25 protein-coding genes are annotated in these 24,577 nt (G+C 70.6%); 7 read left to right on the top strand and 18 right to left on the bottom strand.

The annotated features are described in order from the left end of the window. The first annotated feature begins 881 nt into the window (after positions 1-881). On the top strand, positions 882-1,097 hold the full coding sequence (locus ACFUJY_RS34895; protein ID WP_383307173.1) for a hypothetical protein: 216 nt from the start codon (positions 882-884) through the stop codon (positions 1,095-1,097). Between the two features lie 731 nt (positions 1,098-1,828). Here the strand turns inward: ACFUJY_RS34895 and ACFUJY_RS34890 are convergent. From ACFUJY_RS34890 to ACFUJY_RS34860, 7 genes are all read right to left on the bottom strand, one after another. Then, positions 1,829-3,340 (bottom strand): hypothetical protein, encoded by a 1,512-nt coding sequence (locus ACFUJY_RS34890; RefSeq protein WP_383307171.1) that lies wholly within the window; start codon positions 3,338-3,340, stop codon positions 1,829-1,831. Positions 3,341-3,779: 439 nt separating this feature from the next. Next, positions 3,780-5,960 carry a hypothetical protein gene (locus ACFUJY_RS34885; protein WP_383307169.1) on the bottom strand — a complete coding sequence of 727 codons (2,181 nt, stop codon included), beginning with the start codon at positions 5,958-5,960 and terminating at the stop codon, positions 3,780-3,782. Further along, complete coding sequence (locus ACFUJY_RS34880) at positions 5,957-7,033, bottom strand: hypothetical protein (protein WP_383307167.1); 1,077 nt, start codon at positions 7,031-7,033, stop codon at positions 5,957-5,959. Before ACFUJY_RS34880 ends, ACFUJY_RS34885 begins: the two co-directional genes overlap by 4 nt. 9 nt (positions 7,034-7,042) lie before the next feature. Further along, positions 7,043-8,368: a hypothetical protein gene (locus tag ACFUJY_RS34875; RefSeq protein ID WP_383307165.1), complete on the bottom strand. Its 1,326-nt coding sequence runs from the start codon at positions 8,366-8,368 to the stop codon at positions 7,043-7,045. Beyond that, the gene (locus tag ACFUJY_RS34870) at positions 8,355-8,660 is read right to left on the bottom strand and encodes a hypothetical protein (protein ID WP_383307163.1); all 306 of its coding nucleotides are present in this window, start codon (positions 8,658-8,660) and stop codon (positions 8,355-8,357) included. Before ACFUJY_RS34870 ends, ACFUJY_RS34875 begins: the two co-directional genes overlap by 14 nt. 1 nt (position 8,661) lies before the next feature. Then, positions 8,662-9,657, bottom strand: coding sequence for an NlpC/P60 family protein (locus tag ACFUJY_RS34865; protein ID WP_383307161.1), 996 nt, complete (start codon positions 9,655-9,657; stop codon positions 8,662-8,664). 146 nt (positions 9,658-9,803) lie between these two features. Further along, positions 9,804-11,420: an FtsK/SpoIIIE domain-containing protein gene (locus ACFUJY_RS34860; RefSeq protein WP_383307159.1), complete on the bottom strand. Its 1,617-nt coding sequence runs from the start codon at positions 11,418-11,420 to the stop codon at positions 9,804-9,806. A 169-nt stretch (positions 11,421-11,589) separates the two neighbouring features. Between ACFUJY_RS34860 and ACFUJY_RS34855 the strand changes: the two genes are divergently transcribed. From ACFUJY_RS34855 to ACFUJY_RS34845, 3 genes are all read left to right on the top strand, one after another. Beyond that, positions 11,590-11,847, top strand: coding sequence for a hypothetical protein (locus tag ACFUJY_RS34855; protein WP_383307157.1), 258 nt, complete (start codon positions 11,590-11,592; stop codon positions 11,845-11,847). Between the two features lie 148 nt (positions 11,848-11,995). Continuing rightward, on the top strand, positions 11,996-12,649 hold the full coding sequence (locus tag ACFUJY_RS34850; RefSeq protein WP_383307155.1) for a ParA family protein: 654 nt from the start codon (positions 11,996-11,998) through the stop codon (positions 12,647-12,649). Continuing rightward, positions 12,646-13,509: a hypothetical protein gene (locus ACFUJY_RS34845; protein ID WP_383307153.1), complete on the top strand. Its 864-nt coding sequence runs from the start codon at positions 12,646-12,648 to the stop codon at positions 13,507-13,509. Before ACFUJY_RS34850 ends, ACFUJY_RS34845 begins: the two co-directional genes overlap by 4 nt. Positions 13,510-13,583: 74 nt before the next feature. On the opposite strand, the gene ACFUJY_RS34840 is transcribed toward ACFUJY_RS34845, so the two are convergent. The 10 genes from ACFUJY_RS34840 to ACFUJY_RS34795 all read right to left on the bottom strand — a co-directional run bounded on the left by ACFUJY_RS34840 (position 13,584) and on the right by ACFUJY_RS34795 (position 19,637). Further along, on the bottom strand, positions 13,584-15,443 hold the full coding sequence (locus ACFUJY_RS34840; RefSeq protein ID WP_383307151.1) for a DUF2637 domain-containing protein: 1,860 nt from the start codon (positions 15,441-15,443) through the stop codon (positions 13,584-13,586). 91 nt (positions 15,444-15,534) lie between these two features. After that, on the bottom strand, positions 15,535-15,660 hold the full coding sequence (locus ACFUJY_RS34835) for a hypothetical protein (protein ID WP_383307149.1): 126 nt from the start codon (positions 15,658-15,660) through the stop codon (positions 15,535-15,537). Further along, entirely contained in the window at positions 15,657-15,818 is a 162-nt protein-coding gene (locus tag ACFUJY_RS34830; RefSeq protein WP_383307147.1) for a hypothetical protein, read from the bottom strand. The genes ACFUJY_RS34835 and ACFUJY_RS34830 overlap by 4 nt, the downstream gene beginning before the upstream one ends. Before the next feature lie 140 nt (positions 15,819-15,958). Further along, complete coding sequence (locus ACFUJY_RS34825; RefSeq protein ID WP_383307146.1) at positions 15,959-16,162, bottom strand: hypothetical protein; 204 nt, start codon at positions 16,160-16,162, stop codon at positions 15,959-15,961. Positions 16,163-16,241: 79 nt separating this feature from the next. Beyond that, positions 16,242-16,469 carry a hypothetical protein gene (locus ACFUJY_RS34820; protein WP_383307144.1) on the bottom strand — a complete coding sequence of 76 codons (228 nt, stop codon included), beginning with the start codon at positions 16,467-16,469 and terminating at the stop codon, positions 16,242-16,244. Positions 16,470-16,584: 115 nt separating this feature from the next. Further along, positions 16,585-17,757, bottom strand: a complete 1,173-nt coding sequence (locus tag ACFUJY_RS34815) for a hypothetical protein (protein WP_383307142.1) — start codon at positions 17,755-17,757, stop codon at positions 16,585-16,587. A gap of 17 nt (positions 17,758-17,774) precedes the next feature. Further along, positions 17,775-18,233: a hypothetical protein gene (locus ACFUJY_RS34810; RefSeq protein ID WP_383307140.1), complete on the bottom strand. Its 459-nt coding sequence runs from the start codon at positions 18,231-18,233 to the stop codon at positions 17,775-17,777. Beyond that, complete coding sequence (locus tag ACFUJY_RS34805) at positions 18,230-18,997, bottom strand: hypothetical protein (RefSeq protein WP_383307138.1); 768 nt, start codon at positions 18,995-18,997, stop codon at positions 18,230-18,232. The genes ACFUJY_RS34810 and ACFUJY_RS34805 overlap by 4 nt, the downstream gene beginning before the upstream one ends. Continuing rightward, entirely contained in the window at positions 18,994-19,326 is a 333-nt protein-coding gene (locus tag ACFUJY_RS34800; RefSeq protein WP_383307136.1) for a WhiB family transcriptional regulator, read from the bottom strand. Before ACFUJY_RS34800 ends, ACFUJY_RS34805 begins: the two co-directional genes overlap by 4 nt. Further along, positions 19,323-19,637: a hypothetical protein gene (locus ACFUJY_RS34795; protein WP_383307134.1), complete on the bottom strand. Its 315-nt coding sequence runs from the start codon at positions 19,635-19,637 to the stop codon at positions 19,323-19,325. Before ACFUJY_RS34795 ends, ACFUJY_RS34800 begins: the two co-directional genes overlap by 4 nt. 261 nt (positions 19,638-19,898) lie before the next feature. Between ACFUJY_RS34795 and ACFUJY_RS34790 the strand changes: the two genes are divergently transcribed. The 3 genes from ACFUJY_RS34790 to ACFUJY_RS34780 all read left to right on the top strand — a co-directional run bounded on the left by ACFUJY_RS34790 (position 19,899) and on the right by ACFUJY_RS34780 (position 23,385). After that, positions 19,899-20,735: a GntR family transcriptional regulator gene (locus ACFUJY_RS34790; RefSeq protein ID WP_383307132.1), complete on the top strand. Its 837-nt coding sequence runs from the start codon at positions 19,899-19,901 to the stop codon at positions 20,733-20,735. Positions 20,736-21,011: 276 nt separating this feature from the next. Further along, the gene (locus tag ACFUJY_RS34785; protein ID WP_383307130.1) at positions 21,012-22,712 is read left to right on the top strand and encodes a hypothetical protein; all 1,701 of its coding nucleotides are present in this window, start codon (positions 21,012-21,014) and stop codon (positions 22,710-22,712) included. A gap of 499 nt (positions 22,713-23,211) precedes the next feature. Continuing rightward, a complete protein-coding gene (locus ACFUJY_RS34780; RefSeq protein ID WP_383307128.1) occupies positions 23,212-23,385 on the top strand; it encodes a hypothetical protein in 174 nt (57 codons plus the stop codon). Between the two features lie 78 nt (positions 23,386-23,463). Here the strand turns inward: ACFUJY_RS34780 and ACFUJY_RS34775 are convergent, their stop codons facing one another. Beyond that, complete coding sequence (locus ACFUJY_RS34775) at positions 23,464-23,679, bottom strand: hypothetical protein (RefSeq protein ID WP_383307126.1); 216 nt, start codon at positions 23,677-23,679, stop codon at positions 23,464-23,466. Between the last annotated feature and the right edge of the window lie 898 nt (positions 23,680-24,577).

The following is a 24,577-nucleotide window of genomic DNA, read 5'->3' as shown; positions in this document are numbered from 1 at the left end:
ACGAGAGTACCCCATCGCTGCGCGATGGGACAGCGAGACGGGCCGCTGCGCGGCCCGTGGGCCTCCGCTGCGCTCCGGCCGGCTCCGGCTGCGCCTCCGCCCCGGGGCCCTCCGCTTCGCTGCGGACCCCCTCCGAAGCGAGGGCGGCCCTCCGCTTCGCTCCGTGCCTTGACCAGCCGCTACGCGACTGGTGGGTCCGTCCGCTTCGCTCCCGGACCGGGCCCGCTGCGCGGGCGGCTGGCTACGGAGCCGGGGCGGCCGGGGCCGGTCCGCCACCTGATGCACATGTACCACTGGCAGACCAGCCCACCCCCCGTGCTTCAAAATGAGACCGGGATCAAGACTGGAACCACACTCCCCCACCCCTGATGCACTGTGTGAAATCCCGGGAACCCCCACACCCCCACCCCGGGACCGGCCCGGCCGGCTCCACCCTCACGAACCCACCCCACCCTCCCCCAGCCCTCTGACGCCCTCCCGCACCCCCCGGGGCCCCTTGCCGCCCCGACCCACCCACGGGCCCGCAGACGGGCACACAGACACCCTCCCGGGACCGCCCCGGCGAGACGGGCCGGGCACCGGCCCACCCCGAGCCCCGGCCCGCTCGACCCCCGCCGGCTCGACCCCGACCCGGCCCACCGCACGGCCCACACACCCACCTGACGACCCATCACCCACCCACCACAAATCCAACCCGTCGCAACAAACCCACCAAGGACCATTCCTGAAAACGCATCAAAAACACCCCCAGACCAAAACTGGAACCAACCCCAGCCACCCCCAAAAAGCGCCGGACGGAATTCACAACGCGCACCCCAAACCACCGCCCGAATTCCGCACCGCTTTTGCGAGGAACACGGCCCAGGAGCACGCTAGAACACATGAACGCGTCCGCACCCATCGTCATCCACCGCCCCTCCACGACCGGCGGCCGACGCGTCACCATCCGAGGACAGATAGCCGGACTCGCCCACACCGACACGGACGTCACCGAGTTCCTACGCCGCGCAGGCCTCCCCGACGCCGAACAGCTCCTCGACGACCCCACATGGGTCCAATGGCGCGGCGGACGCGCACACCACTACCAAGCCGCATAGCCCGACCGGGGCCGGCGCCGCGACCGCAGCCGGACGCCGGATCACCGGCGTACCGCACTGACCCAGACCGCCGCCAGAGTGACCAGCACGCCCGCCTGCTCAGTCCACCCGGGATGCTCGTGCAGCACGTACCCCACCCCCACAGTCACCACAGCAGCCAGCGCCACCCAGAGAAGGCGAACCGACGCTTGCGACGCCGGATCAGGCACAGACGGCGGAGGCACGGACGGAGACGGACCACCAGGCGGCACGGCGGGCGGCACGGCGGGCGGCACAGGCGGCGTGGGCGGCACAGGCGGCGTGGGCGGCACAGGCGGCGTGGGCGGCTGCGGAACGTTTGTATACATAGGTCCCCCCTCGGGACAGATGACGACTGCACAGCTTTTGCTGTCATGGGATAGAAGGGGAGCGAGAGACCTGGTCACGCCGCGTTGAGCGGACCGGGACGCCGGGAGCACAGTGCCGGACGGACACCCAAGCCCCGCAACCCCCGCCCGGCGCGGGCACCAAAAACGCCCCATTCAATGCCTGACCTGGCCTTTTACGGCCTGGCAGGTCTTGGATGGGGCGTTGGGCTCAGGCAGCAAACCGCACTGCTACCTATGGGTTATGGGGCGATGCCGGGCAGATGTGACGCGCGGCAAAAAAACTCTTCTCATCTCACCTTCTACTTACCTAGTAGGCGCACAAACCGCCTTTTTGTGACAAGCCATCGCGAAATGTGACGTAAATCACTGAACGTCCGCGCCGTACGATGCTGCTGCCGGATGCCGTGGTGTGGCGCTGCGGTCATCCGGGATGCCGGGCTCCCGTCCTGGCCGGGGGCCCGGCCCGTCCGGCCTCTCGGGCGCGGTGCGGAGGGCGGCGCCTGTACGGCGCCGGGTCAGGTCGGCGCACCGAATGCCTTCGCCGGGGTGCCACTCCATCACCGGGGCGACGGCGGTGCCGTGCTCGGTGCACCAGGGGTCGGGGGTGAGGCCGGCGCAGTCGTGCCGCGCGCACCGGCAGGCTTCCCCCGGCGCGGCGAACGGCACACCATGCCGGACCAGCCCGTCTCCGCCCCTGGGCGTCCATGCGGAGGCGCCCCGGAGGCCGGCGGGCCAGGCCAGCGTGAGACGCAGCCCGGCACCCTCCCCCGACCGGTGGTGGCTGAGTACCCGTACCTCGCCGGTCACCGCGAGCGGTGCCGTGCCCGGGACAGCGAGACGGAGCACGGTCGCCCCGCAGTCCCCGGCCGCGAGGTCCGCGAGCGCATCGGCGTCCGCCTCCGTGCACCAGGCGGACAGCCGGTCTTCCCCGGCCGCGTCGTGGACCAGGTCGAGGGCCACGTCGTAGAGCCGCATGCGCCGCTCGCCTCCGGCGCCCGTCACGGTCAGGGGCGACGCCTCCGGCGCCCCGGGCACCGTGATCTTGTCGTGGTCGAGGAGCCAGGCGACCATCGCGGCCCGGCCGAACTCCGGGTGCGGATCGGTGCCGCCGGTCGGGGCGGGGAAGTCGGCGTGGCGGCGGCGCCAGTTCACGACCGCCGCCCGGCCCACTGCGCAGATCCTCGCCACCTCCGCGAGCAGCAGCCGGCCACCGCCCGGCGCGGCCGGCTCCTGACCGGTGAGCAGGGACCGGGCGCCGGGGCGGGCGGCCCGGACCGCGCGCCAGTCCACCGAGGGGCGCACGACCGGGAGGAGCGCGACGTCCAGGGCGCTGTAGAGAGGGACCGTCGTAGCGCCGCCCCGGCTGCGCGCGTAGGGGATCTCCGCTGTGGAGACGGGCTCGATCCACCCGAGGCGCACCACGGCGTCAAGGTCGGTGCGGCGGACACCGAGGCGGCGGGAGGCCTGGTCCGGGCCCAGCGGGACGTGCCGGTCGAGCAGCGCCGGGAGGTCACGGCGGCGCGCGAGCGCGTCCACTTGGTCCCCGTGCACGCTCGGGGTGTCCGGCGGGCCGCCGAGGCCGGCCAGCAGCCCGGCCCGCACGAGGTGACCTACCGCCGACGCGGTCACCCCCGGCCGCCACACCAGCGGCTCCCCCAGTGCCCGGGTGAGCCGGTCCGCCGCCTCCCAGGCATCGAGCAGCCGGAGCGCGGCCCGGACCGCCTCCGGGTCGGCGGCCTCCACCACCTCCCGCGACCACACCCCCAATGCGGCGTCCGCCGGCGGAACCAGGCCCGACGCGACCGCCCACCGCCACGCCGCGACCGACACCCCCAACCGCCCGGCCGCCTCGCGCTCGTCAAACCACACACGCACCGAACGCACCATGACCCACTCCCATCCACGCATCGCAGCCCGCCGACCGGACCGCGTCGAAACCATGACCAAACAACGCGATTTGTGTCAACACCCAGGGTTTGCCGCCTAGTTGGCCAAACACCGCATAAATCGCATACGCGTACGCGAGGGGAAAAATCACTCCGGAGAGGGAGTGCGGAGCTCTCCGTCCGTACGTCATCGACATGACGTACGGCGGGCGGCGGTGACGTACACCAGCACGGCGGCCGGGGCCGACAGCGGCCCTAGGATGAGCCCGCCGGCGTGACTCGGGTGTGGCGCCCAAGCCGCTCCGGAGCACTGGACCCCGCCCCCCGTCGTGGCCCAGTGACAGCCCGGCCGCTGTACTCCTGTGCGCGGCGGCCGGGACGAACGAAGGGCCCGTCCAGACGGACGGGCCCTTCGTGGTGCGGCAGCTTCACAGGTGGGAGTACTGCTGCTTCAGCCACTCCCCGGTTTCGGTGTCGCGGGCTGTCCGGTCGGGGCGGAACTCGATGACGCGGGCGGGTGGCTCGGTGCCCTTCTTCCAGTCGGCGCCTCCGACCGCGACCGACAGCGTGACCGCCTCCGTACGGTCCTTGATCGGCACCCTGACCTCCACCTGTACGGGCATGGGGATTTGCCCCTCCGAGGCCGGCTCGATGTCCTCGCGCGCGGTCTGGTCGCCAGAGGCAATGCGGACTGTCCGCGCCGGCTGGTCCGAGTCCACCGTGACCGAGAGGATGACCGCGCTCCCGTCCCGGGTCCAGGACGCGAGCGTCTCCGCCGTGACTCCGTCAATCACGACATCGGCCGCAGAGACACCCTTGTACGCAGCCTCGGCCGCTCCCGCCGTGGTCCGCGCCTTGGCCTTCTGCTCGCCCTGATCATCGAGCGCCTGCCGCCACAGGGACACGGCGCCCAGACCGAGGACCACGACAGCAGCCACGGCCGGCCACGCACGCCGCCGGCGCCTCTCCGGCGCCTCGGCCGTCGCCGCGGATTCGTGCGCGGCCGGAGCGACGGGGCCACCCGCGTACCCGGGTTCGGCCGGCTTCTCGTCCCACCACTCAACCTGCTTGCCCATGCGGCCGACCGTAGCGCGCAGACGGGCCGCCGTGGCCGAACTGCCGGACAGCTCGGCCACTTTGGCCCTGGTGGACAGCCAGGCGCTGGCTTGATCGCTCATGATCCCGTACGCGGTGATGTCCTGGCGCTCCCCCAGGGCCGCGAGGTCGGCCGCCTCGGTGTACCGCCCCTGCCGGGCGGCCTCGATCGCGTCGTAATGCCGGCTGTCCCAGAGACCGACCGGCACACTCTGGCCGTGGCCTTGGTCCTGGTGCTCCTGGACGTCGGGGACATCGTGCTCCTGGACGTCGTCCTCCTGGTCCTGGTGCTCCTGGACGTCGAGGACATCGCGCTCCTGGACGTCGTCCTCCCTCACGGTCAGGGCCTCTTGCGCGGCGCGGCGCCGGACGGAGGTGTCGGTCAGGTGTACTTCGTCGGCGTCCCGGATGGTCTCCACCACGTCTACGTGATGGGGCCCGATCCTCCATACGGCCTGGCCCGGGTCGAGGTGCGGGATCATCGCGACGGCCCAGTCAGGCAGTCCGTAGAGCGCGCCAACGGCGGCGGCTTCTTCGGGATTCAGCCTCCCGATGTGGGCGACCTCGCAGAGCCTCGCGAGGTCTTGAGCGCGTCCGCCGCCGAGGTCGGACAGCGTGTGCATGAGGACGTCGAGGGAGAGGCCAGCTTTGCGGCTGTTCTTCAACAGCCTCTGAATCAACTCGGCCGTGGCGGGCGACAGCAGGATCTGCCACGCCTCTTCCAGGACCAGGTGGCGGTGTACGGCGGTGGACTGCCGCAGCCACACATGCTCGACCCACACCGTCACCGCCGCCATCAGCGACGGGATGGCCGGGGAATTGCGGTCCAGGGCGCTGAGATCGAACGTCAGGATCGGGAGATCGGTGGGAGGGAGGGCCGCGTCCGGGCGGTCGAAGATGCCGGTCAGTGACCCTTCCGTGTACCGGGACAGCGCTATGGCGACGGCCTCGCCCCAGTCGGCCAGTTTCGCGGCCGGCCACCGGCCGTCCTCGGGCCGCAGGAGCGCATCAACCACCCCGTTGAGGTTGGTTGCCTTGGGGTGGTTGAGCGCGTGCTGTAGCGCGTGGGTGGACTGGTAGGTGAGCGCCCCGGGCTCGACGGCCGCGATCAGCGACCGGAGCAGCTGCTCCCGCACCTCGCGCGGCAGCATGGTGCTGCATGGGTTCAGCGCGAACGTGCCGGCCTCGATGACCTGGCCGCCCATGGCCCGGGTGAGTGCCCCCCACTCACCCGTGCTGTCCTCCCCGAACGAGTCGATGACCACGTATTGGTGTCCGTGGTCGCGGATTTCACGGCGCGCCCGCACTTTGCCCGTGGTCGATTTGCCGGAGCCGATACCGCCCAGGGCGAGGCTGTTGGTGGCGGGCAGGAGCGCGGCCGGTGTGAGGACAGGGGAGAGGTGGACCGGCCGTCCGTCGAGCAGGCTCCGGCCGATCAGGACGCCGGGAAACTCGGTGCTGGAGGCGACCAGCGGGGCGGTGATCGCGGCGTGGCTGGTAGGCAGGCGAATCACAGGACCAGCCCCTTCCCCGTAGCCGCCCCGTGGGCGGTGGTCATCACATGGGCGCGGTGCTGCTGTCCCGGGAGCCAGTCCAGGCGCATCCGGTGCCGGTCGGCGGACAGTGCGGTCTGCCAGCGGGCCTCGGTGACGTCCTCGGGGCTGTCCCCCCACACCGTCAGATACGCATCGCCGTCTACGAGCGTGGCGCCCTGGACGAGTGCGCCGTGCACGGCCTGGCCGGCCATCGCGTGCGAATCCTGCTTGATCCTGTCCGTGGTGAACGCCGCACCAGCCGCGCTCTGCCATTTCGCGCTGCGGTGCGATTGCGCGGCCGGCAACGGCCGGTAGAGCACGGACAGGGACCGGTCGCCGTCGTGGCCCAGGAGCAGCCGGGGCATCAGGTCCCCCGCGGATTCCTCGGGCCATGCGGTGATCCGGGCGGTGGTCGCGTACCGGCCGGTGTCCAGCTCGACCCAGCGGGCGTCCCGCTGGACCACGGCGGGCAGAGGGTCCGGCTCCACGGGGGTGAGATCACCCAATGCGGCGAACTCCCCGGCGATGGTGTCGATCACCCGTGCGGGGTATCCCACCAGCCCCCGGGGGACGTGTACGGAGACCGTCTGCGCGTGGGCGCTGTACTCGCCCGCCGTGCCGTGGTGAGTCACGTGGACCTGAATCCCGGCGGCGCGGGACTGCCCGGCGGCGAAATCCAGGGCGCGCGCGAACCCGGTGTGGAACGCAGCGCGGCGGTGGGGGTCCTGCATGGTGCCGTGCGCCGGGTAGAGGGCCCACGTCGCGGTCTGGCCGCCGCTGCGGGAGACCGTACGGGCCGGGGTGGTGCGCTCGGTCAGGTGCCGGGCCCCGACAGCCGCCCACCGGCCGATTGAGCGGGGCCCCGGCGCGAGGTTGAGCACGGCTGCGGCTGCGGCGACCGCCCCGAACGCCACGAGGGGCGGCGGGCTGATCAGCGCCGACATCAGCACGGCAGCCCCGGCCCCGCCGTTGATTTTCGTCAGCAGGGATTCTGCGGGGCTGAGTCCGCGCTGGATCGCGGGGACGCGGTAGCCGGGGGCCAGGGTGTACACGTCAGCCTCCTATCGGGTCGGGGGTGTCGAGGGCGGCGGCGGGGTCCGGCCCGGCCCGGCCGGCCGAGGACCGGGAGCCGGGGCAGGGGCGGGGGCGGGCCCGGGGCCGGGGGCGGGGCCCGGTCGGGGCGGCGGACCCGGGGGCCGGGGCCCGGTGGTGGTGGGTTGCGCGGCAGCCGCCCGTGCCTCCCGCCGGGCCTCGATGAGCCGCTGCCGGCGCGGCGCCTCGTCCCGGGCCTTGGCGATCGCGGACTCCGTGGTGAGCTGCGGCGAACGGGGCCGGACCGGGAGCCCGTACGCGGCGGCCAGCACGTCCCGGTCCTGGCCGATCGCGCGGCCGGGGGTGGGCACCAGCCGGGTGCGGGCCACGGACTCCTGCTCGTAGAAATCCGGGGACGCGGTGCGGGCCAGGGCCAGCATGACGGGGTTGTCGGTCCGGCGCTCCACGGCGGTGCGGGTCGCCCGCACGAGCCTCGGACCGAGGTAGGGAAGGCCGTGGAAAATCCAACGGATCATGATCACGTCGGCGGCCACCAGGAGCACGGAGTCCATCACCAGCGACCCCCGGGCCATGGGCACGAACGGCATCACGATCAGCAGCGCGAACGGGGCGAACATCAGCCCCAACAGGCGCATGGCCCAGGCGCGTACGGCTGTCATGTCGCCCCCGCGCGCCACGGACGCCAGCACCAGCGGGGCCATGCACACGAACACGAGGATGCCGAGGTTGCGGCACATGAACACGAGCGCCGCGAACGCGAGCGCGACAACGAGCGCGGAAACCAGGAGCAGCAGCGCGAGCGGGTTACCCGCATCCTGCGCCTTGTCCAGGTCGATTTTGATGGTCTGGAACAGCGTCCCCTCATTGCTATCGAACGCAGCCTGGAACGCGCTGCTGACGCTCTTATTGAGCAACACGACGATGCCGGGCACGGACGCCATACCGGCCACGGCCGCGAGGGTCGCCCCGGTCGAGGTACCGAGCTGCCGCAGACGCGGTAGGCCCTGCCATGCGGTCAGGGCACACACGACGACCACGCACATGAAAATGGCAATAGCCAGATGCTGACCGAGCCACTGAAACTGTGCATAGACCGCGTTGTTGCTCTCCTGCGGCGCCCACGTCCGTTTAGGGGCGACTAGCCCTTTGATGCCCTTGATCAGGGAATCCGCGAGATCCTTGACGTGATCGGATGCCCCCTCGGTCAACCCGCCCTCCGGCTTCTTAACGGAAGGCGGCAGATTATCCGGTTTGGACTCGGGAAGCTCACCGAGGCAGTATTTTTTCGCGACCCCCCGAATGTATTTGCAGGCGTCCTTATCAGTCACCAGCACGGGAAGACTCCGAGGTCGTCGGCTTCGCATCGGTGACCGTGCTAAACAAGGTGCTGCCGTACATCGCGAGAATCACGGCCACGAACAACACACCAACAGCCATCGAGCCCTTTTGCAGGGCCGCTTTGGGGTCGCCGGAGATTTGCAGCAGCATGCGCACCGCGACCACAGCGATGACAGCGGCGATTCCTTTCGTGACGAGACCGGCACCCGTCAACCCGATCGTGTCGAAAAAATCAGCAAAACCGCCGGACATATCGACCGCACCGGCAACGGTAACGAACGCTCCCATTTCAGATCTCCTCGTTTGCGTGACGTACAGGACGTGCGACCGCGTACAGGTCGTGCATGGAATAGATGGACGCGATACGGACCGCGACACCCGGGCGGGGAGCCTCAATCATGTATCCGCTCCCGATATAGATCCCGACGTGATGAATGGACGCCGCAGAGGACCCGTAGAAAACCAGATCACCGGGCGCCGTATCCCCCGGTTTCACCGGTTCGGACGCGGCATATTGCTGCGCCGCTGTGCGGGGCAGGCTGATACCGGCCTGCGCATAGGCGTAGAGCGTGAGGCCGGAGCAATCAAAACCCGTAATGGCCTTGCCGGAGCTTCCGTTGGGTGAGCAACAGGTGCCGGTACTGGCGCCGCTCGCATTCCCCCCGCCCCATGAGTACGGGGTGCCGATTTCATCGCTCGCGGCATTGATAGCGGTGGCAGCCTGATCGGTTGTCGGAGCCGTCTCCCCGGTCGGAATCTCGGCCATCGCACCGATTGATTTCACGTATGTCTCCGTCTCTTTGTACGGGGGCACGCCATTGTATTTGTGGACTTTCCCTGGACCCGCGTTGTAGGCGGCCAGCATATTGTCTTGCCGGTTTCCGGGGACGTCTTTAGTCTCCTCGGCCATCTGGCACAGGTATTTCCCGGCGGACGGGATAGCGTCCTCTGGATCGAATACATCCCGCACCCCGTCCTCGTTTCCGTCGATGCCGCTGGATTCCCAGGTGGACGGCTTGAACTGCGCAATACCCTGCGCCCCTGCCTCGCTCTCGGCACGGGGGTCGAAACCCGATTCCTGCTGAATGAGGGCGGCCAGCAGATTAGGGCTGATCTCCGGGCACGTCTGTCCCGCGTCCTCGACCAGGGCCCGGTACTCGGCAGGCACCGAGACGCCGAGGGCCTGCCCGATGGCGGTGTCCTCGGCGGCGGCCTGGACCAGGCCGGCCACCAGGACAGCCGCGGTGGCTCCTACGCCGACATAGGCGGTTGTAGCGGCGCGCACCGGCGTCGCCCCCCTTCTGGTTGTTTTCGCTGGTCCGGACCGTCACCCGGGACTGTCTGGTGACCCTCACCCGACCGTCACCCGCCGCGTGGGGTGACGGTCGGGTGAGGGTCGCTGGGAGGTGGTCTGGCGGTGCCGGGTGACGGTCACGCGCCGGCCATCGCAGCCGCTCTGAGGGCGTCCAGCCGGTAGCCGCGCACTCCCTTCGCACCCCGGTCCACTCGCACGCCCAGGAGCGCACTCAGGGCTTTTCCGCGCTCGGTCGGGTCGGTTTCCGTGATGCCGAGGGCGGGGGCCAGATCAGCGGTAGGCATGAATTCCACCCCGGCAGCCTGAAGAACGCCAATAGCCCGCGTCACCGGAGACTCGGGAATCGCTTTCACCTGCCGTGCGGTCACCGCGTCCACGGTCTCCCAGATGAATGTGTCCGGAAAGTTGAATCCGCGAATCAGCGTTGAAGTGCCATTGGCGAAAAGCACGCCCTGACCCTTGATGGTGGAGTCGAGTAGCGCCGGGTGGATCGGGGCCACCGTGTCAAAATACGAGTCCCCGAGGGCAACTTTCGCGCTACCCTCGGACGCCACGTAGAGACAGAGGCGGTACAAAAATTGATCACGTACCTTGACGGGAATCGCATCGTTCGCCGGGCGCTGCGTCAGCATCACCGTCGAAATTTCGGATTCCAGGGACTTCGCAACCAGCGACCGCGATTTCTCCTCTACCCGCCGCGCCAGTTCCTTTGACTCGGCTGTGCCAGTGTGAGCATAGAAGTCGGCTGCTTCATCGATGATGAAAAACACTGGCTTGAACGTTGGTGCAGGCTTCCGGGCCCGGATGGCTTCCTGCAATTCTGCGTACCGGCTATCGACGCGCATCAGTAGATCATCGAGCATGCTTTCCATGACGGCTGGACTGTCAGACGCTTCGTAGCGGACTGCAATTTTCTCGAACTTCGTCAGCCCGCAAAGCTTTCCATCCAGGAGATACAGATCAAAGTCCCGGTAGGCAATCAGCAGACATGTAATGAGACCGTTGATCAGAGTGGTTTTACCCGTCTGCGTCATCCCGCCGACCAAAAGCGAAGCCTTGCTCATTGTCGGCACCCCGGCGAGTTTCCCAGTGACCTCGTGCCCGAAGGGCACGCCCTTGAATTCCTGGATCTCATGCCGGGTCGGCGCGGGAAATCCCTTGCTGAACGGCGGCTCATTCAGCACCAGGAGGCGCACCCGCCGCTCGGTCTGGCGGCTGGTCTCCAGCTTCAAATGTAGACGGGTCACACCGAACATCGATGCAATGGGCCCCAGCCTTTTAGCCACATCCTCGTGCGTACGACTACGCGGCATCAAAAATTCGTAAACCGTCCCGACGGACAGGCGCTCAGTTCTGACATCCTCCGCAAGGATGGATTCCTCTTTACCGATCGCACCGGCCCGGCTCAGTGCGGCCGTCAGATGCGCATCAATCGGAGCCGATACCTCTTCTACCGAAGAAGCGAGAGGCGTTTCGGAATTCTCCGCTTTCGGCCCCCCGGTTTGAAGGTCACCGGCCATCACGCGAGCGAGGAGCCTCCGCGCCTGCCAGGCCAGATAGCCGAGCAGCACGAGCACGCCTGCGGTGAGGAGTACCGTCGCCGTCCAGGAGAGGTCCAACTTGTCCTTGATGGCGGCCAATCCGCCCGTGACGATGACCAGTACACCGATCGCGCCCGCCAACTCACCCGAAAGGGCATCGGCGTTGTTGTCGCCATGTCGCCTTTTTCCCACGTCACACCCCGTTTTCGCGCCTCCGTGCAGGAGAGATCGCGAGCATAACTCTCGTATATGACACGGCGCTTGGCATTCCAGGGACTGTCCCACCTGGCGGCATACGGGATTCACTCGCTGTCCCGCCATACGCATCCCTCTCTCCGGCCCGCCGGGCCAGACTGAGCGCATGACACACCCACACCCACGGGTCTACGGGAGCGAGCCCCCGGCCGGCCCCGAGCCCGGCCGTGCGTACCGCGAGCTGATCGGCGGGCCGCTCGACGGCCAGCTGGTCGACGTCACCGGCTGGTCCGCCGAGGACATCGGCACCGGTGCTCTCCTGATCACCCCGTACGGCGCGTACGGGGGCGGCGGGCGCGCCTCGTACGAGCCGGCGCCCGACTGCCCGGACGGGCCGTGGCACTGGGAGGGCGACGTGCCCTGACGGTCACCGCGAATTCCCTGCTGTACGTCATCGCGGTGACGTACAGCAGGGCGCGTTGACGTACGCGGCAACGGCGGCCGGAGAGGGACGCCCGCCCGGGGTCCGTAGGGTGTCGCTCATGCTCATTGCCAGTCTGAAGCCCAGGACCATGGGCGGCACCACCAACACCGGTCTGCTCGCGTACGCGCTGGACCGCGCCGGTCACGCCGTGACCTGTTACGACGCTGACGAGTCGCTGCAACTGTCGGCGTGGAAGCGGGACGCTGACGACTTCCCGTGCGAGGTGCACGAGGCAGATACGCCAGCATTCGCCGAAACGATCTTCCCGGACATGGATCACGACCGGATCAATCTGGTTGATGCGGGGCACGCCGAGAATCACCCGGACATCGTGGATTCAATTCTGGAGGTGGTGGATCTGGTGATCCTGACGCTCTCCCCCACCAACCCGGACTACAAGCGGCTGACGACGCCGGAGCGGGGCACGCCGCTCGCCAAGGTGATCAGACGATCGTCGGCGCTGCGCGAGAGCGGGCAACCGCCGACGACGTACGTGCTGCTGAACCGGTGCCAGGCCGGGGCATCCTCACCGAAGAAGTACGCGGCCCTGTTGACGAACGGCGGCGAGAAGGGAACCGATCCGCGGTGGTCGGTCCTGTCCACTCAGATTCCCCGCCGTGAAGCCATCGCGTCCGCCGTGGGCTTCCCGTGCGACAAACCGGAGCGCAAGGGGCCGTACGACGCCCTGGTCACCGAACTGACCCGGCGCGGGCATCTACCGGCGGTGGGGGCGGGGGCGTGAGCGACCGGACGCCCGCGCGACGGGACCGAGCACGGGCGTTCGTCCCGGAGCTGATCCCGGAGCCGGAGGAGTTGGACAGCGCCGGGCCGCTGACCGCGAAGGAACAGCAGCAGCTCGACCGCATCCACGCCGCCCGCGACCACCACCAGGCCGCGAAGTGGATGCGGGGCAAAGCTCTCGCCGCCGCGTTCGGCCGGCGCCTGTACCGGGGCGAGACCGGCGAGCGCACCCGGCAGGAGTACCTGGACGACGAGTGGGACGGCATGAGCGAGTCCGCCGCCTACCTGGAAATCCGGGAGTGGCCTCTCGCGGCGCAGATCGCCGCGACGTACGAGCGGCCCGCCCCCGACTCCCACGTCCGCGCCCTGGTGGACGTCGCGGAGCAGCAGGGGCACGAGCAGGTGGCCCGCCTGTACGTGGAGCTGCGCGAGCGCGGGCAGCAGCTCGGGCGCCGGGTGACGGCGGACGTGGTCGCGAACCTCGCGGACTACCTCGCGGGAGGCGCCAAGCCGAAGCGCCTTGAGGCGCTGTTCGTGCCTCGGCGGATTGAGGCCGCCAAGCCGCGCAAGACCACCAGGAGCAAGAGCGGCAAGGGCGCGGCCGGCGAGCCGGTCACGGGGACGGTCGTCGCCTCCGGCGAGGGCGGCGAGGGCTCATTCCAAAATTTTGGAATGAGCCCGGCCGGGGCCGGTACGGGTGGGTGGTCGCTGAGTCCGGAGCACGTTGCCCGGCTCAGTTCCTGGATCGCGGACGGGGCCGGTACGGCGGGTATCAGCCCCGACCACGCGGCCGGCGTCCTGGTCCAGGCGCTCACGGACAGCGCCCTGGCCGACTGGATCGCGGCCCCGGACCGGACGTAGTCTCGGCACAGAACGCGAGGGCCCCGGGGCGATTGCTGCGCCCCGGGGCCCTTCGCTGTGCTGTGCTGCTGAGGTTAGACGGCGATCTCGGTCTGTCCCGGGATGGTGACCGGGACCCCGTCCGTGAACGGGTACAGATCGGGGTCGTGGTCGGGGTAGCCCTGCTCGATCAGTTCCAGGGCTGCCTTGCGGTAGGAGCTAGCGGTGGAGGGGGACGCGCCGCCGAGTGCGGCGGCCAGGGTCGCCCCGTCCGCGTTCGGGTTGCTCAGCAGCACCCGGGCCGCGACCCGGGCTTTGATCTGCACCGAATTCAGGCCGGCCAGCGCCTCAGCCTCAGCGGCCCGCGCCCGGGTTGCAGCGGCCAGCAGGGCCGTTTCGGCGGCCTCCTGCTCGATTGCAGCGGCCCGCTCCGCACTGCGCGCAGCCTCCTCGCGGTCTGCGGCAGCCACCCGCTGAGCCTCGGTCACACGCGCCTGCTCCTGCGCCTCGGCAGCCCGCGCGCGCTGCTCCGCCGCCCGCGCGTTAGCGGTCCGGGCAGCCTCTTCGGCGGTCGCGCGCTCATGTTCGGCGGTCGCGCGCTCATGTTCGGCAGCCGCGCGTTTGGCTGCGGCGGCCCGCTCCGACTCCACCGCGGCCTCCTCCTCGGCGGCCCGCCGCTCCTCCTCCGTGGCGGCCCGGCGGACCGCCGCGAGCGCGGTCTGCGCCTGCATTTCGGCAGCCGCCCCCGCCCCCTCGGCCTCCGCCTCGGCCGCGCGCGCCTGCCCCGTGGTCCGGGCCCGCAGCACCGCGATCTCACCGGCGAGCCGGATCTCCTCCGCCTCGGCGGCGAGCGCGGCGATCTTCGCGGCGTGGGCGTCCTCGCGGTCCTGGCGCTGGCGCTCCTGCTCGTCCTCGCGCTCCTGCCGCTCCCGCTCCTGCTCGTCCTCGCGCTCCTGGCGCTCCTTCTGCTCCTCGCGCTTCCGCTCGGCCCGGTCCTGCGCCTCCTGGCGCTGGCGCTCCCGCTCCTGCATCAGGGCCGGGAGGGAGCGCGCCTCCTCCACGCTGACGCCGTGGGGGGCCAGGAGCTCCGGCATGCGGTCCAGCACGCCGACTCGCCCCTCCGCGAGACCCGCCTCGATCTCCTCGCGGTGCCGCAGCCAGATGCGGTAGATGGCCAGCTCACGGACGTGCACGCGCGCCTCCGCGTACGTGGCCGGCCACGTCTTGGCGTGCCGGAAAATCGCCCAGGTCGTAGGGAGCCGCAGCAGCCAGTCAGCGAGGGTCAGCCGGTCGTCGTCCGCCGCGCCGGCCTCCAGCTCGGCGGTCCGGACGATCGCCCAGCGCGCCACCTCGGTGAGGATCACGTACGCGATGGGCATGCCCGCGTGGGACACCAGCCGGGCCGGGTGGGTGGTCAGAGCGTCCGTCAGGCCCGGGGAGCCGGGGGCCGACCCGGCGGCGGCCGACACGTTCAACAGGATCGTCACGGCGGTGATGGCGTGGGCCGCCATCCGCACCCACGGGCGAGACATCCGCCGCCACGCGAGCACGAGGTCCGCCGTGTAGAGAGCGATGATCAGTCCGTCGACAGAGAGCGGGAAGGCAGCTGCCTTCCATGCCTGGGGGCCGAACCCCCAGTCGGCCGCCGCAGACCTCAACGCCCCGTACGAAAGCGCGAACCCGATCACCGCAGCCGCGAGTCCGGAGAGGACCGCGAGGACCGCGAGGGGGATCATCAGCCCCCGATGGCGGCGGGCCGGCCGCGCCTCCTCCTCCGCCTCGGGACCGGTCGCCGCATCCTGCTCGCCGGTCGCCGCAACCGGTGCGCCGGTCGCTGCAACGGTGGTCGTGGCCACCGAATCCGGTCCGGCGTCCGCCGAAATACTGCCGCGCCGCTTCGGGTTGTCCGGTCCGGTCGCCGCAGCCGGGGGCCGCTCCGTCGTGGTCGTGGTCATCAATCTGTGCTCCTCACTGAATCGATCGAGGGTACGGGCGGGGCGGCGCATCGTACGCGCCGCCCCGCCCCCCTCCGGTGTACGGACCGGGTCAGCCGCGCCGGGCGGCCTCGGCCGCCTGCCGGGCCCGTTCGGCGGCCTCGGCCGCCTGCTGGGCCTCCGCGATGCGCTGCTGGGCCAGGGCGTCAGCTGCCTGCTGCTCCGCGATGTCGCTCATGACCGGTCCCCCTTCTTGCCCTTGGGCGTGCCGGGGACCGGGCGGTCGGCCGGGTTGGTGGTGTAGCCGCCGTTGCTGGCGGAGTAATCGCGGACGTGCTGGGGCTCGTCCTGGGAACGCTGGGGGTCGCGTGCGGGCATGAACTTGCGGAGTGCCACGATGGGCTCCTGTCTCTCTGTGGGACGGAGCGGGGCGACCGATCTGCTTGGCGGTAGGGCGGTCGTCCCGCATTTCTGGTGGGGCCGTCTGTCCGGCTCCCCGTCACCGCCCGGCCGTGGCCGGGCGGATCAGGCAACCGTCAGTCGGCAAGGGCGCTCTTTCTGACCGCGCGCGCCGCGCCCTCGAAGGCGTCCAGCGCGCGGGAGTCGAAGCGCCCGTACTGCGTCTGAAACTGCGCGCCGGCCTTGTAGAAGAGATTCGCGGCCTTGCGGAAATGGCCCTGCTCCTCGGCTCGCACGGCGGCCGCCATCTGGTCCTCGGCCCCGGCGCTGCTCTCTGGCATGTCTCTCCTCAGGTGTGATGGTCCGGGCTGTCCGGCTCCCCTCACCGCCAAGGGCTCCCCCAGGCGGATCGGGCAGCCGTCAGGCCGGGGTGATCTGGTACGTGGGGGCCAGGTCCTCGATGCGGGCGCCGGGGCCGTATCGGCGCCGCAGTCGGGCGGTGATCTCCGGGTAGAGGCGCTGGCGGATTTCGTCTTCGGTCGTACCGGCGGGCGCGGTGATCTCACCGCCGAACGTGGCCCGTCGGCCGGGGGTGTCGGGGTCGGTGCACTGGACGGTCCATGTCCAGGACTCGGTACGTACGGGCATCTGTGCACCCCTCCCGGGGTCGGCGGTCGAAGCGTTAGGGAAGGGCCGTCAGGACCCCTGTTAGGGCCGTTAGGGCGGCCGATAGAACCGCAGGTCACAGCGGTGATAGGGCGGTCTATCGGGCTTCTTGGGTCAGGCCCGGGGTGAGGGTCGGGGAGGGGGTCTGGGAGGGCTGCTGACGGCCACCGGGGATGAGGCGCAGGACGGCCGGGACGGGGGCCTCGGCGGGGGCGGGCGGGGCCACCTCGGCCGGGGTCTGGACGGGGCCCTCCCCGCCCGGCCGGCCGGGGGTCGCGGGGGCTCCCCCGGCGGGGGTCTGCGAGCGGGCCGCGAGGAGCACCGAGGGGGTCATGCCCAGCGCCTCGACGACCGCCGAGATTTTGAACCCGACGCGGGTGACCGGTCGGCCGCCGATGCGGTAGCCGACCTTGTCCGCGACGGGGAGTCCGCACGCCTCCACCCACGTCCGGAACGCGGCCAGTTCGGTGTCTGCGGGGAGCAGCTCCGCTTCGGTCGCGCCATCGAGCACCGCATCGAGGTGGAGCCCGGCGCGGCCGGCGGATTCAGCGGCGGCCAGCGCGGCGACGACGTGCCACAGCAGCGCCGTCCCTCGCTCCGCCTCGACGTCGCCGTGCTCCTGGTCGTCGTCCTCCTGGCCGTCGCCCTCGACGGCCGGCGCGGCGGGGGCGGCCGGTTTCGGGGGAGGGGCGACCGACCACGCGGCCACCGCCCATCCCAGACCGCCCACGGTCAGGATCACCGGCCGCCACTCGGCCAGCACCGCGAGATGCGGAGCGAGCAGCGCTGCCGCAGTCCCCAGACCCCCGGCCGCGAGCAGCCCGCCCAGCGCGAGCAGTGCCAGGGATTCCAGGGCCGGGCGCCGCCCGGACGGGGCCGCCCCCAGTGCTTCCAGTTCCTTGGCCTCCCCCTCGGCCGCTCCGTCCTCCCCCTGCCGCCGCGACCAGTTAGCGCGCACCTTGGCGGTCTTCTCGGCGTGCGCCGTCGCAGCGGCGTGCGCCTCTGCGTCGGCGGACGCCTGCGCCCACGCCCACCGCAGCACGGTGCCGACGCAGCCGCACGCCCGACCGGCCAGCACGAGCGACCCGGACACCAACCCGGTGAGCGCGCGCCGTACCGGGAGCACCGCCCGCACCTGGCCCAGCGCCCCGCGCACCGCAGCCGCCTGACGCCCCGTCTCCGACGCGGCCGGGGCGGCCGGGGCGGCCGGGGCGGTAGGGGCGGCCGGGGCGGTAGGGGCGGTAGGGGTCTTGGTCGTGTCGATGCCCACGGGGGCGGCGTGCGCGCTCACAGGGCGCCCGCAATTCCGGCGATCTTGAGGACCAGGCTCACGCCGATTCCCCAGATCCCGCCCGCCTGCCCATAGATGACCCCGGCGGAGATGCCCAGCAGCGCGGGCCACACCAGGCGCTTCCACTTCGGAAAAAACGTGAGGATGGTCAGGGCCAGGGCGGTACCGCCGAGCCCGATGTTTCCCATGCCGGAACCCTGGATCAGGGACGTGGGCACCTCGCTGATGCCCTTGACGACGTCGCCCCACAGTGACCCGGCCGCGACCGCGAGCGTGCCGAACGCGATCCCGAAACCGCCGGCCTTGTCACGGTCGAGCTTCACGCGGTCCGAACCGCGCAGACCGAGCAGGAGCAACAGCCCGGCGGAGAGGGTCAGTCCGCTGATGCCGACCGATCCGAGAATCGGCCCGGACGCAAGCGCCGTGTCCGTGGCGGCGAGAAGGGTGAGGCTCACAGGAGGGCTCCCGGGGCGTAGAGGAGAGCGGAGAGGGTGACGGTCGCGAGGGGGACGCGGGCGGCCCACCGCAGCGGCGGTGCGGCGTTCGCGGCGGTGCGGTCCAGGCCCCACCAGCACGCTGCCGCTACCGGGGACACGGCCAGCAGCGGGGACAGGAGCGTCCCCCACGGCTCGATCACGTCCAGGGCGTCCCGTACGAGAGGGGCGGTCCCCTGCCCCCACAGCGCGGCCAGCAGCGCCCCGGCCGGGCGCACGATCCGGCCCAGGCCACCGGGCAGACCGCGCAGCAGCCCCCCGGCCCGCCACCCCGCGTACGAGGCAACGAGGGTGAGACCGGCCGCCGCGAGTTCGGGCACGGAGACGGACATGCGGGCCATGTAATGGGCGCCCGCCATCGAGTCACCCGTGGCCGTCCAGATGGCGAGGTGACCGGCGCCGGCCGCAGCAGCGTTGAAGCCGAGCCACCGCCACCGCGGATTCGGCTCCCGCGCCGGGGCGTCCTCGGACTCCGCCTCGGCGGCCGGGGCCTGGACGCGGCGGCGCAGTACCCGGCGCTGCGCGCGGGTGTCCGTGGTCGTCTCCGCCGCGTCCGCCATCTCATCCGCCTCGGCGGCGGGTTCCTCGGCGGGCGGTGCGGCCACCGCGACCGGAGGGTGCGCCGGCATCGGCGGCACCTCGACCTCCGGGGCCTCAGCCGCCGGGGCGGTGGGCTTGCGGCCGAACACGGGGAACGGCCGGGCAAAGGGCGGCAGAGTACTCATCGACCCGCCTCCGCCTTGCGCCGCGCGGGCCGCCGGCCGAACCGCTGGACGTGCAGCGCGCGGCGGTCCGCCTCACGCAGTCCGCCCCGTACCCCGGAAATCCGGCGGTCGGTGGAGCACTCCTGCATGTCGCGTTCCAGGCACCAGTCCCGCACCGAGCACACCTCACACACGGCCAGCGCCGCCCGCTCCGCCGGAGACGGGTCACGGTTCGCGTCGGACGGGTTGGGGTGGAAAATCTCCGGGTCCAGGCCCTGGCACGCGGGGACACCGGGCGGGGGCGCGCCGAACTCCAGGTTGCGCGCGTTGCTCGAAAAGGTGCCGCTCACCGCGCACCGCCCTCGACCCGCGCCCAGCCGTGACGGCCGATCGCCGCGAAGAGCAGCGCCCGCGCCCGGATCTCGTCCGCGCCCGGCTCCTGCTGCGCGCCGGCCGCGTCAGCGGCGAGGTAGCCCGCCGGAAGCGACGGCACGGCCGCGACCTCGCGCCACCACCCCGCCCGCAGCACCGCCCGCCGGGCCTCCGGCTCCGGGCCCCGCGCGTCGTCCTCGCGCTCCTGGCGCTCGATCTCCTCGGCCAGTCCCGCAGTCACACCCGGGCCGACCGGCCCTTCTGCCTGTTTCTCAGCGACAATCAACATGTCGGCACCTCTCCCACCTAGCCGTGGCTCGGTCCGACAGCGGTAGGACGCTCCAACGCCCTGCCGCCGCCGTGTCAGGCGCTCTACCGCCTGATCAGGCAACTCGTCGCGGTGCTCCAACATCGCGACACACTGCGGCCCCTGGCTCCAACCGGGGGCCGCTTTGGCTGCCGTGGGCTAACGTATACGCTAGAAGCGACAGAAGCAAGGGTTGACGTATACGCTAGTCTCCTTGGTGTTGATCAATGGAGGGACTGCACGGTGAGCGCCAAATACGAACAGATCGCCCGTGACCTGCGAGAACGCATCACGGCGGGCGAACTCGCGCCCGGCAGTCCGCTCCCTCTGATGCGCGACATTGCCGCCCAATACGAGGTCAGTGACATCACCGTGCGCAAAGCGTGGGGGCTGCTGACGAGAGAGGGGCTGATCGAGAGCCGGCGCCGGGCGGGCATGTTCGTACGGGAGCACCCGGACCGCGTCCGCCTTACCGTCCGCAATCGACAGATCGAGCGGGACGAACTCGGGTACTACAGCGGCCCCGAGGTGCAGCACTGGCGGGCCCTCCCTCACCCGGACGGAGAACGGACGCGCGTGTCCGCAGCCCTCGTACCGGCGGACGTCGCGGACGCACTGGGCGTAGAACCGGGCACATCGCTGACGGTTCGCAAGCGAATCATTGGCGATCCAGAAATTCCCGAGCACCGCCAACTGGCCGACTCATGGATCGCGGAATGGGTCACCGCCGAATTGCCTTCGCTCGCTGGCGATACCGGCGCAGGCGGCATGTATGACCGTCTAGAGGAATGGGCAGAAAAGCCCCTTCACTGGCGCGAGGAGGTCTCTGCACGGATGCCGTCGCCGGAAGAGGCGGATGCACTGCTCATGCCGAAAACCGGTGTACCAATGCTGCGGGCCCTCCGAATCACCTATTTCGCTGGGCGGGGGCGCAGGCCCGAAAGAATCGTAGAGGTGCAGGATATTCGTATGTCCGCAGCATTGTTTGCGGTCGGCTACCCCTTGCCTCGTGGCTCATCGGCCAAATGGCCAGTGAGCCCCGCTAGCAGCAATTACTACCGCGCAACTGACCCGAAATAGCACGACGATCGGCAGGGCCCGGCTCTAAGACCAGGGCCCACGCGGCGTAGTGTCGCCCTCACAAAAAGTTAATGCCCGCCGTACTCCACACAGGACTGGCATCCGAAGTGTGGCGGCGGGCGACCTCGCAAAGGTCTTCGTTGAGTGTACCCACGCGTTGCGTGGTCCACCGTGCGGAGCCGGATAAGGACAGCGCATGGGGTACGCCCCTGACCGGTATGGCCCTGTGGTAGCAGGGGTGAGCCGCGAAAAGTCCTCGGCCATGGGAGCGATCCTGTGAGCCTTGAGGCGATGGTGTGGGTTCTGAGCGGTGACGCTCCCGTGGCCGATGTGAACGAGTACGCGGTCCTCGGAGCGATGGCAGACAAGGCCGATCCGGACGGATGCGGCACGTGGCTGTCGAAAGACACGATCGCGGCCCGCGTGCATGTGAGTGAAGAGACGGTCAAGCGGTGCTGGCGGAACATGACTAAGCGGGGCCTGATCGCCCGGGGTGACCAGAACCTCGTACGCCACTACCGAGCCGACCGACGCCCGGTCGTCTATGACCTCCTGATCCCGTTCGACTGGTTCAGCAACGTCGACCGGATCAATGCGGAGCGGGACCGCCTCGGCCGTCCCCCTCTCACACGCGCCGACCGACCGCCCATTGATCCCGCTCCGGCGAAGAAGGCACGCACCGACAAGGGCAAGCCGCGACCGAAGAAGACTCCGGCAGCGGAGCCGAAGGAACGGGGGAACTCAGAGACCCCCCGCGATGAAGCCTCGCCGCCACCCCACGGGGGAACTACAAGTAGCCCACGGGGGAACTACAAGTCGTCTACGGGGGAACTTGAAGATCCCCAACACAGTGAGAACAACCAGTCAAAGAACTCGGGAACCAACGACGGACCTCCCGTCCGTCCGTCCGTATCTGCGGGTGGTGACGTGCGCGAGGCGCAGCCGCCTGCGGCGGGGACGGACGGACGGGGCGGCGGCGTCGAGCAGGACCAGGAGGACGGGCCCGTACCGGCCGGGGACGGCTCAGGGGTGGTGACGGGCGCCCCCGGCACCGCGGCCTCGGTGCCGGGGGAAAAGACGCCAGCAACGGCGGGGGGTGGCCCGGCCGGTGGTGTGGTGCGGGCGGACTCTCCGGGCGTACGGCTGCTGATGAGCGCGGCCGACGAAGAGACCCGCGCCGATCTGCTGCGGGGGACCGCAGTGCGGGACCAGGGCCTCGTGTGCGATGGGCTGCTGGAGGCCGGGCACAGCCCGGACACCATCCGCGCGATCATCGGCATGCAGATGCCCGCCATCATCACGACGTCCAGGAGCGCGATCGTCGCCGGTCGGCTGCGGAAGCTGAGCGCGTTGCCCCCGGCTACGGCGGTCGTTCCGCACCAGACGGCCGGCCCCGATTCCCCGGCCGCCGGTCCGGCCGGGGAGGGGCACCGGTGGGAGGACGTCCCCACCCCGACAGCCCCGGCGTGGGCCGACGTGGTCCAGGAGCACGAGCAGCTGCGCCACGGTGTCGAGCGGCTGGTGAGCTGCGAGGGCGACGACGGCCTGTGCCCAACCCTGGCCGTGATCGGGGAGACCCGTTGCGCCCGTCACCTCGGGTGGCCGTTGTGCCCCGGGACGTCCGGGTCCACCTGCACGGCCCGTACCCGTACCGGCGCGCAGTGCGAGACCTGCGCCCACCAGGCGCACTACGCGCCGCCCCTGGACGACGACGAGACCGTGCCGGTCGCGTTCATGAGCGACCCCGACCCCGAGCCGGAAGGCACTTGCTTCGGCCACAGTGAGCCCTGCGGCCGGCCGGTGGTCGCAGAGGGGCTGTGCGTCCGGTGCCGTATCGCTGCGCAGCGCGACCGGGACCGCATCGATGCGGAGTTTCGCGCGGCCCGGGAAGCTGCGGTGGCTGCGGTGGCTGCGCAGGAAGCCCAGGAGTCCCAGGAAGCACAGGAGGCCCGCCAGGCCGCCTCTGCGCCGTTCTGACGACCTATCTCCCGTCCCGGGCCCCCTCCGGTCGCCCGGGACGGTGATCGTTCCGCAGAGCGGCGTACAGGACGTTGGCTGTTGCGGGGCAGTGGGGTGCGAAGCTAACGGGCGGCGGATTGTGGCGTAAATCACACATGTGCGCGGTCGTGCGCAGGCACCAAGCCGGTCGTGCGCAGACGCCAAATTCGCCTCGGATGAGCTGCGACGTTGACGGTGTGTTAGCGCACAAGTTTGTGCGCTAACCGCAGGTCAGGGGCCTTTTTTGCAGTTTCCGCCCCTCTACAGTGATGGGGTCGCAGCGCGCTCCGGACGCGCTGAACGCGATGCGGTCCGCGATGCCCCGACGGGTGCGTGGGACGGGTCTCCGGCGGTGTCCGCCGGCGGAGCCGGCCTGAGCGCCGAGGGGGTTGCGGGGCTAGCCCTCGGTCATCGCATCGTGCCGTCGTTGCCCCGGCCGGGGCTCTCTGTTCACCTCGCTCGAATCCGGAGATCCGTCATGTCCTCGCTCGTTCTGCTCGTCGCGCTGCTCCTGGTGCTCGTTGCCGTGCTCGTCCTCGGGGCTCTGGCCTATGTGACGCACCGCCACCCGCAGGCAGTTGCCCCGCTGACCCTCGCGCTCTGTGGTGCGGCGTTCCTCGCGGCCTGTGTCATGCCGATCGTTGTCCGGTGACCCGGACCGGGGTGGTCGTGTACGTCACCGCGGCTTCGTGTACGTCACCGGCATGACGTACACGAGGCTGGGGCGCTCCTACGCGGCCTGGTACTGGTGCGCCCGGCCGCCGCGCCACTGGACCCATGTGGGGTTGTCGAGGAGTTGTTCGGCGTCGGGGAGGCCGGCGCGGCGTAGGAACTCGGTGACGTCCGTGTCGGTGTGGGCGAGTCCGGCGATCTGTCCTCGGATGGTGACGCGTCGGCCGCCGGTCGTGGAGGGGCGGTGGATGACGATGGGTGCGGACGCGTTCATGTGTTCTAGCGTGCTCCTGGGCCGTGTTCCTCGCAAAAGCGGTGGGGAATTCGGGCGGTGGTTTGGGGTGCGCGTTGTGAATTCCGTCCGGCCTTTTTGGGGGTGGCTGGGGTTGGTTCCAGTTTTGGTCTGGGGGTGTTTTTGATGCGTGTTCAGGAATGGTCCTTGGTGGGTTTGTTGCGACGGGTTGGATTTGTGGTGGGTGGGTGATGGGGTGTCAGGTGGGTGTGTGGGCCGTGCGGTGGGCCGGGTCGGGGTCGAGCCGGCGGGGGTCGAGCGGGCGGGGGTCGAGCGGGCCGGGGTTCGGGGTGGGCCCGCGTCCGGCCGTCTCCCCGGGGCGACCCCGGGAGGGTGCCTGTGTGCCCGTCTGCGGGCCTGTGGGTGGGTCGGGGCGGTAAGGGGCCCGCGGGGGGTGTGGGAGGGCGTCAGAGGGCTGGGGGAGGGTGGGGTGGGTTCGTGAGGGTGGAGCCGGCCGGGCCGGTCCCAGGGTGGGGGTGTGGGGGTTCTCGGGGTTTCACACAGTGCATCAGGGGTGGGGGAGTGTGGTTCCAGTCTCGATCCCGGTCTCATTTTGAAGCACAGGGGGTGGGCTGGTTCTGCCAGTGGTACATGTGCATCAGGTGGCGGACCGGTCCCGGCCGCCCTCGCTCCGTTGCTAGCCGCCCGCGCAGCGGGCTTGGTCCGGGAGCGAAGCGGACGGGCCCGGGGGTGGAGCGGACGGGCCCGGGGGTGGAGCGAAGCGGAGCCCCCATCAGGGCATCGCGGAGCGATGCCCGTTCACTGGTGGTCCCGGAGCGAAGCGGAGGGACCACCCTGCGCGCAGCGCTGCGGGGAGCGGAGCGAGCCGCTTCAAGCCCGCGCGGAGCGCGGGCGCGCCTCGCGCAGCGAGGCGCTTCGC

It is taken from the genome of Streptomyces sp. NPDC057249, assembly GCF_042669245.1.
GTDB lineage: Bacteria > Actinomycetota > Actinomycetes > Streptomycetales > Streptomycetaceae > Streptomyces.
The sequence above is the reverse complement of the archived record's forward strand: the minus strand, read 5'-3'. Positions and strand labels throughout refer to the sequence as shown.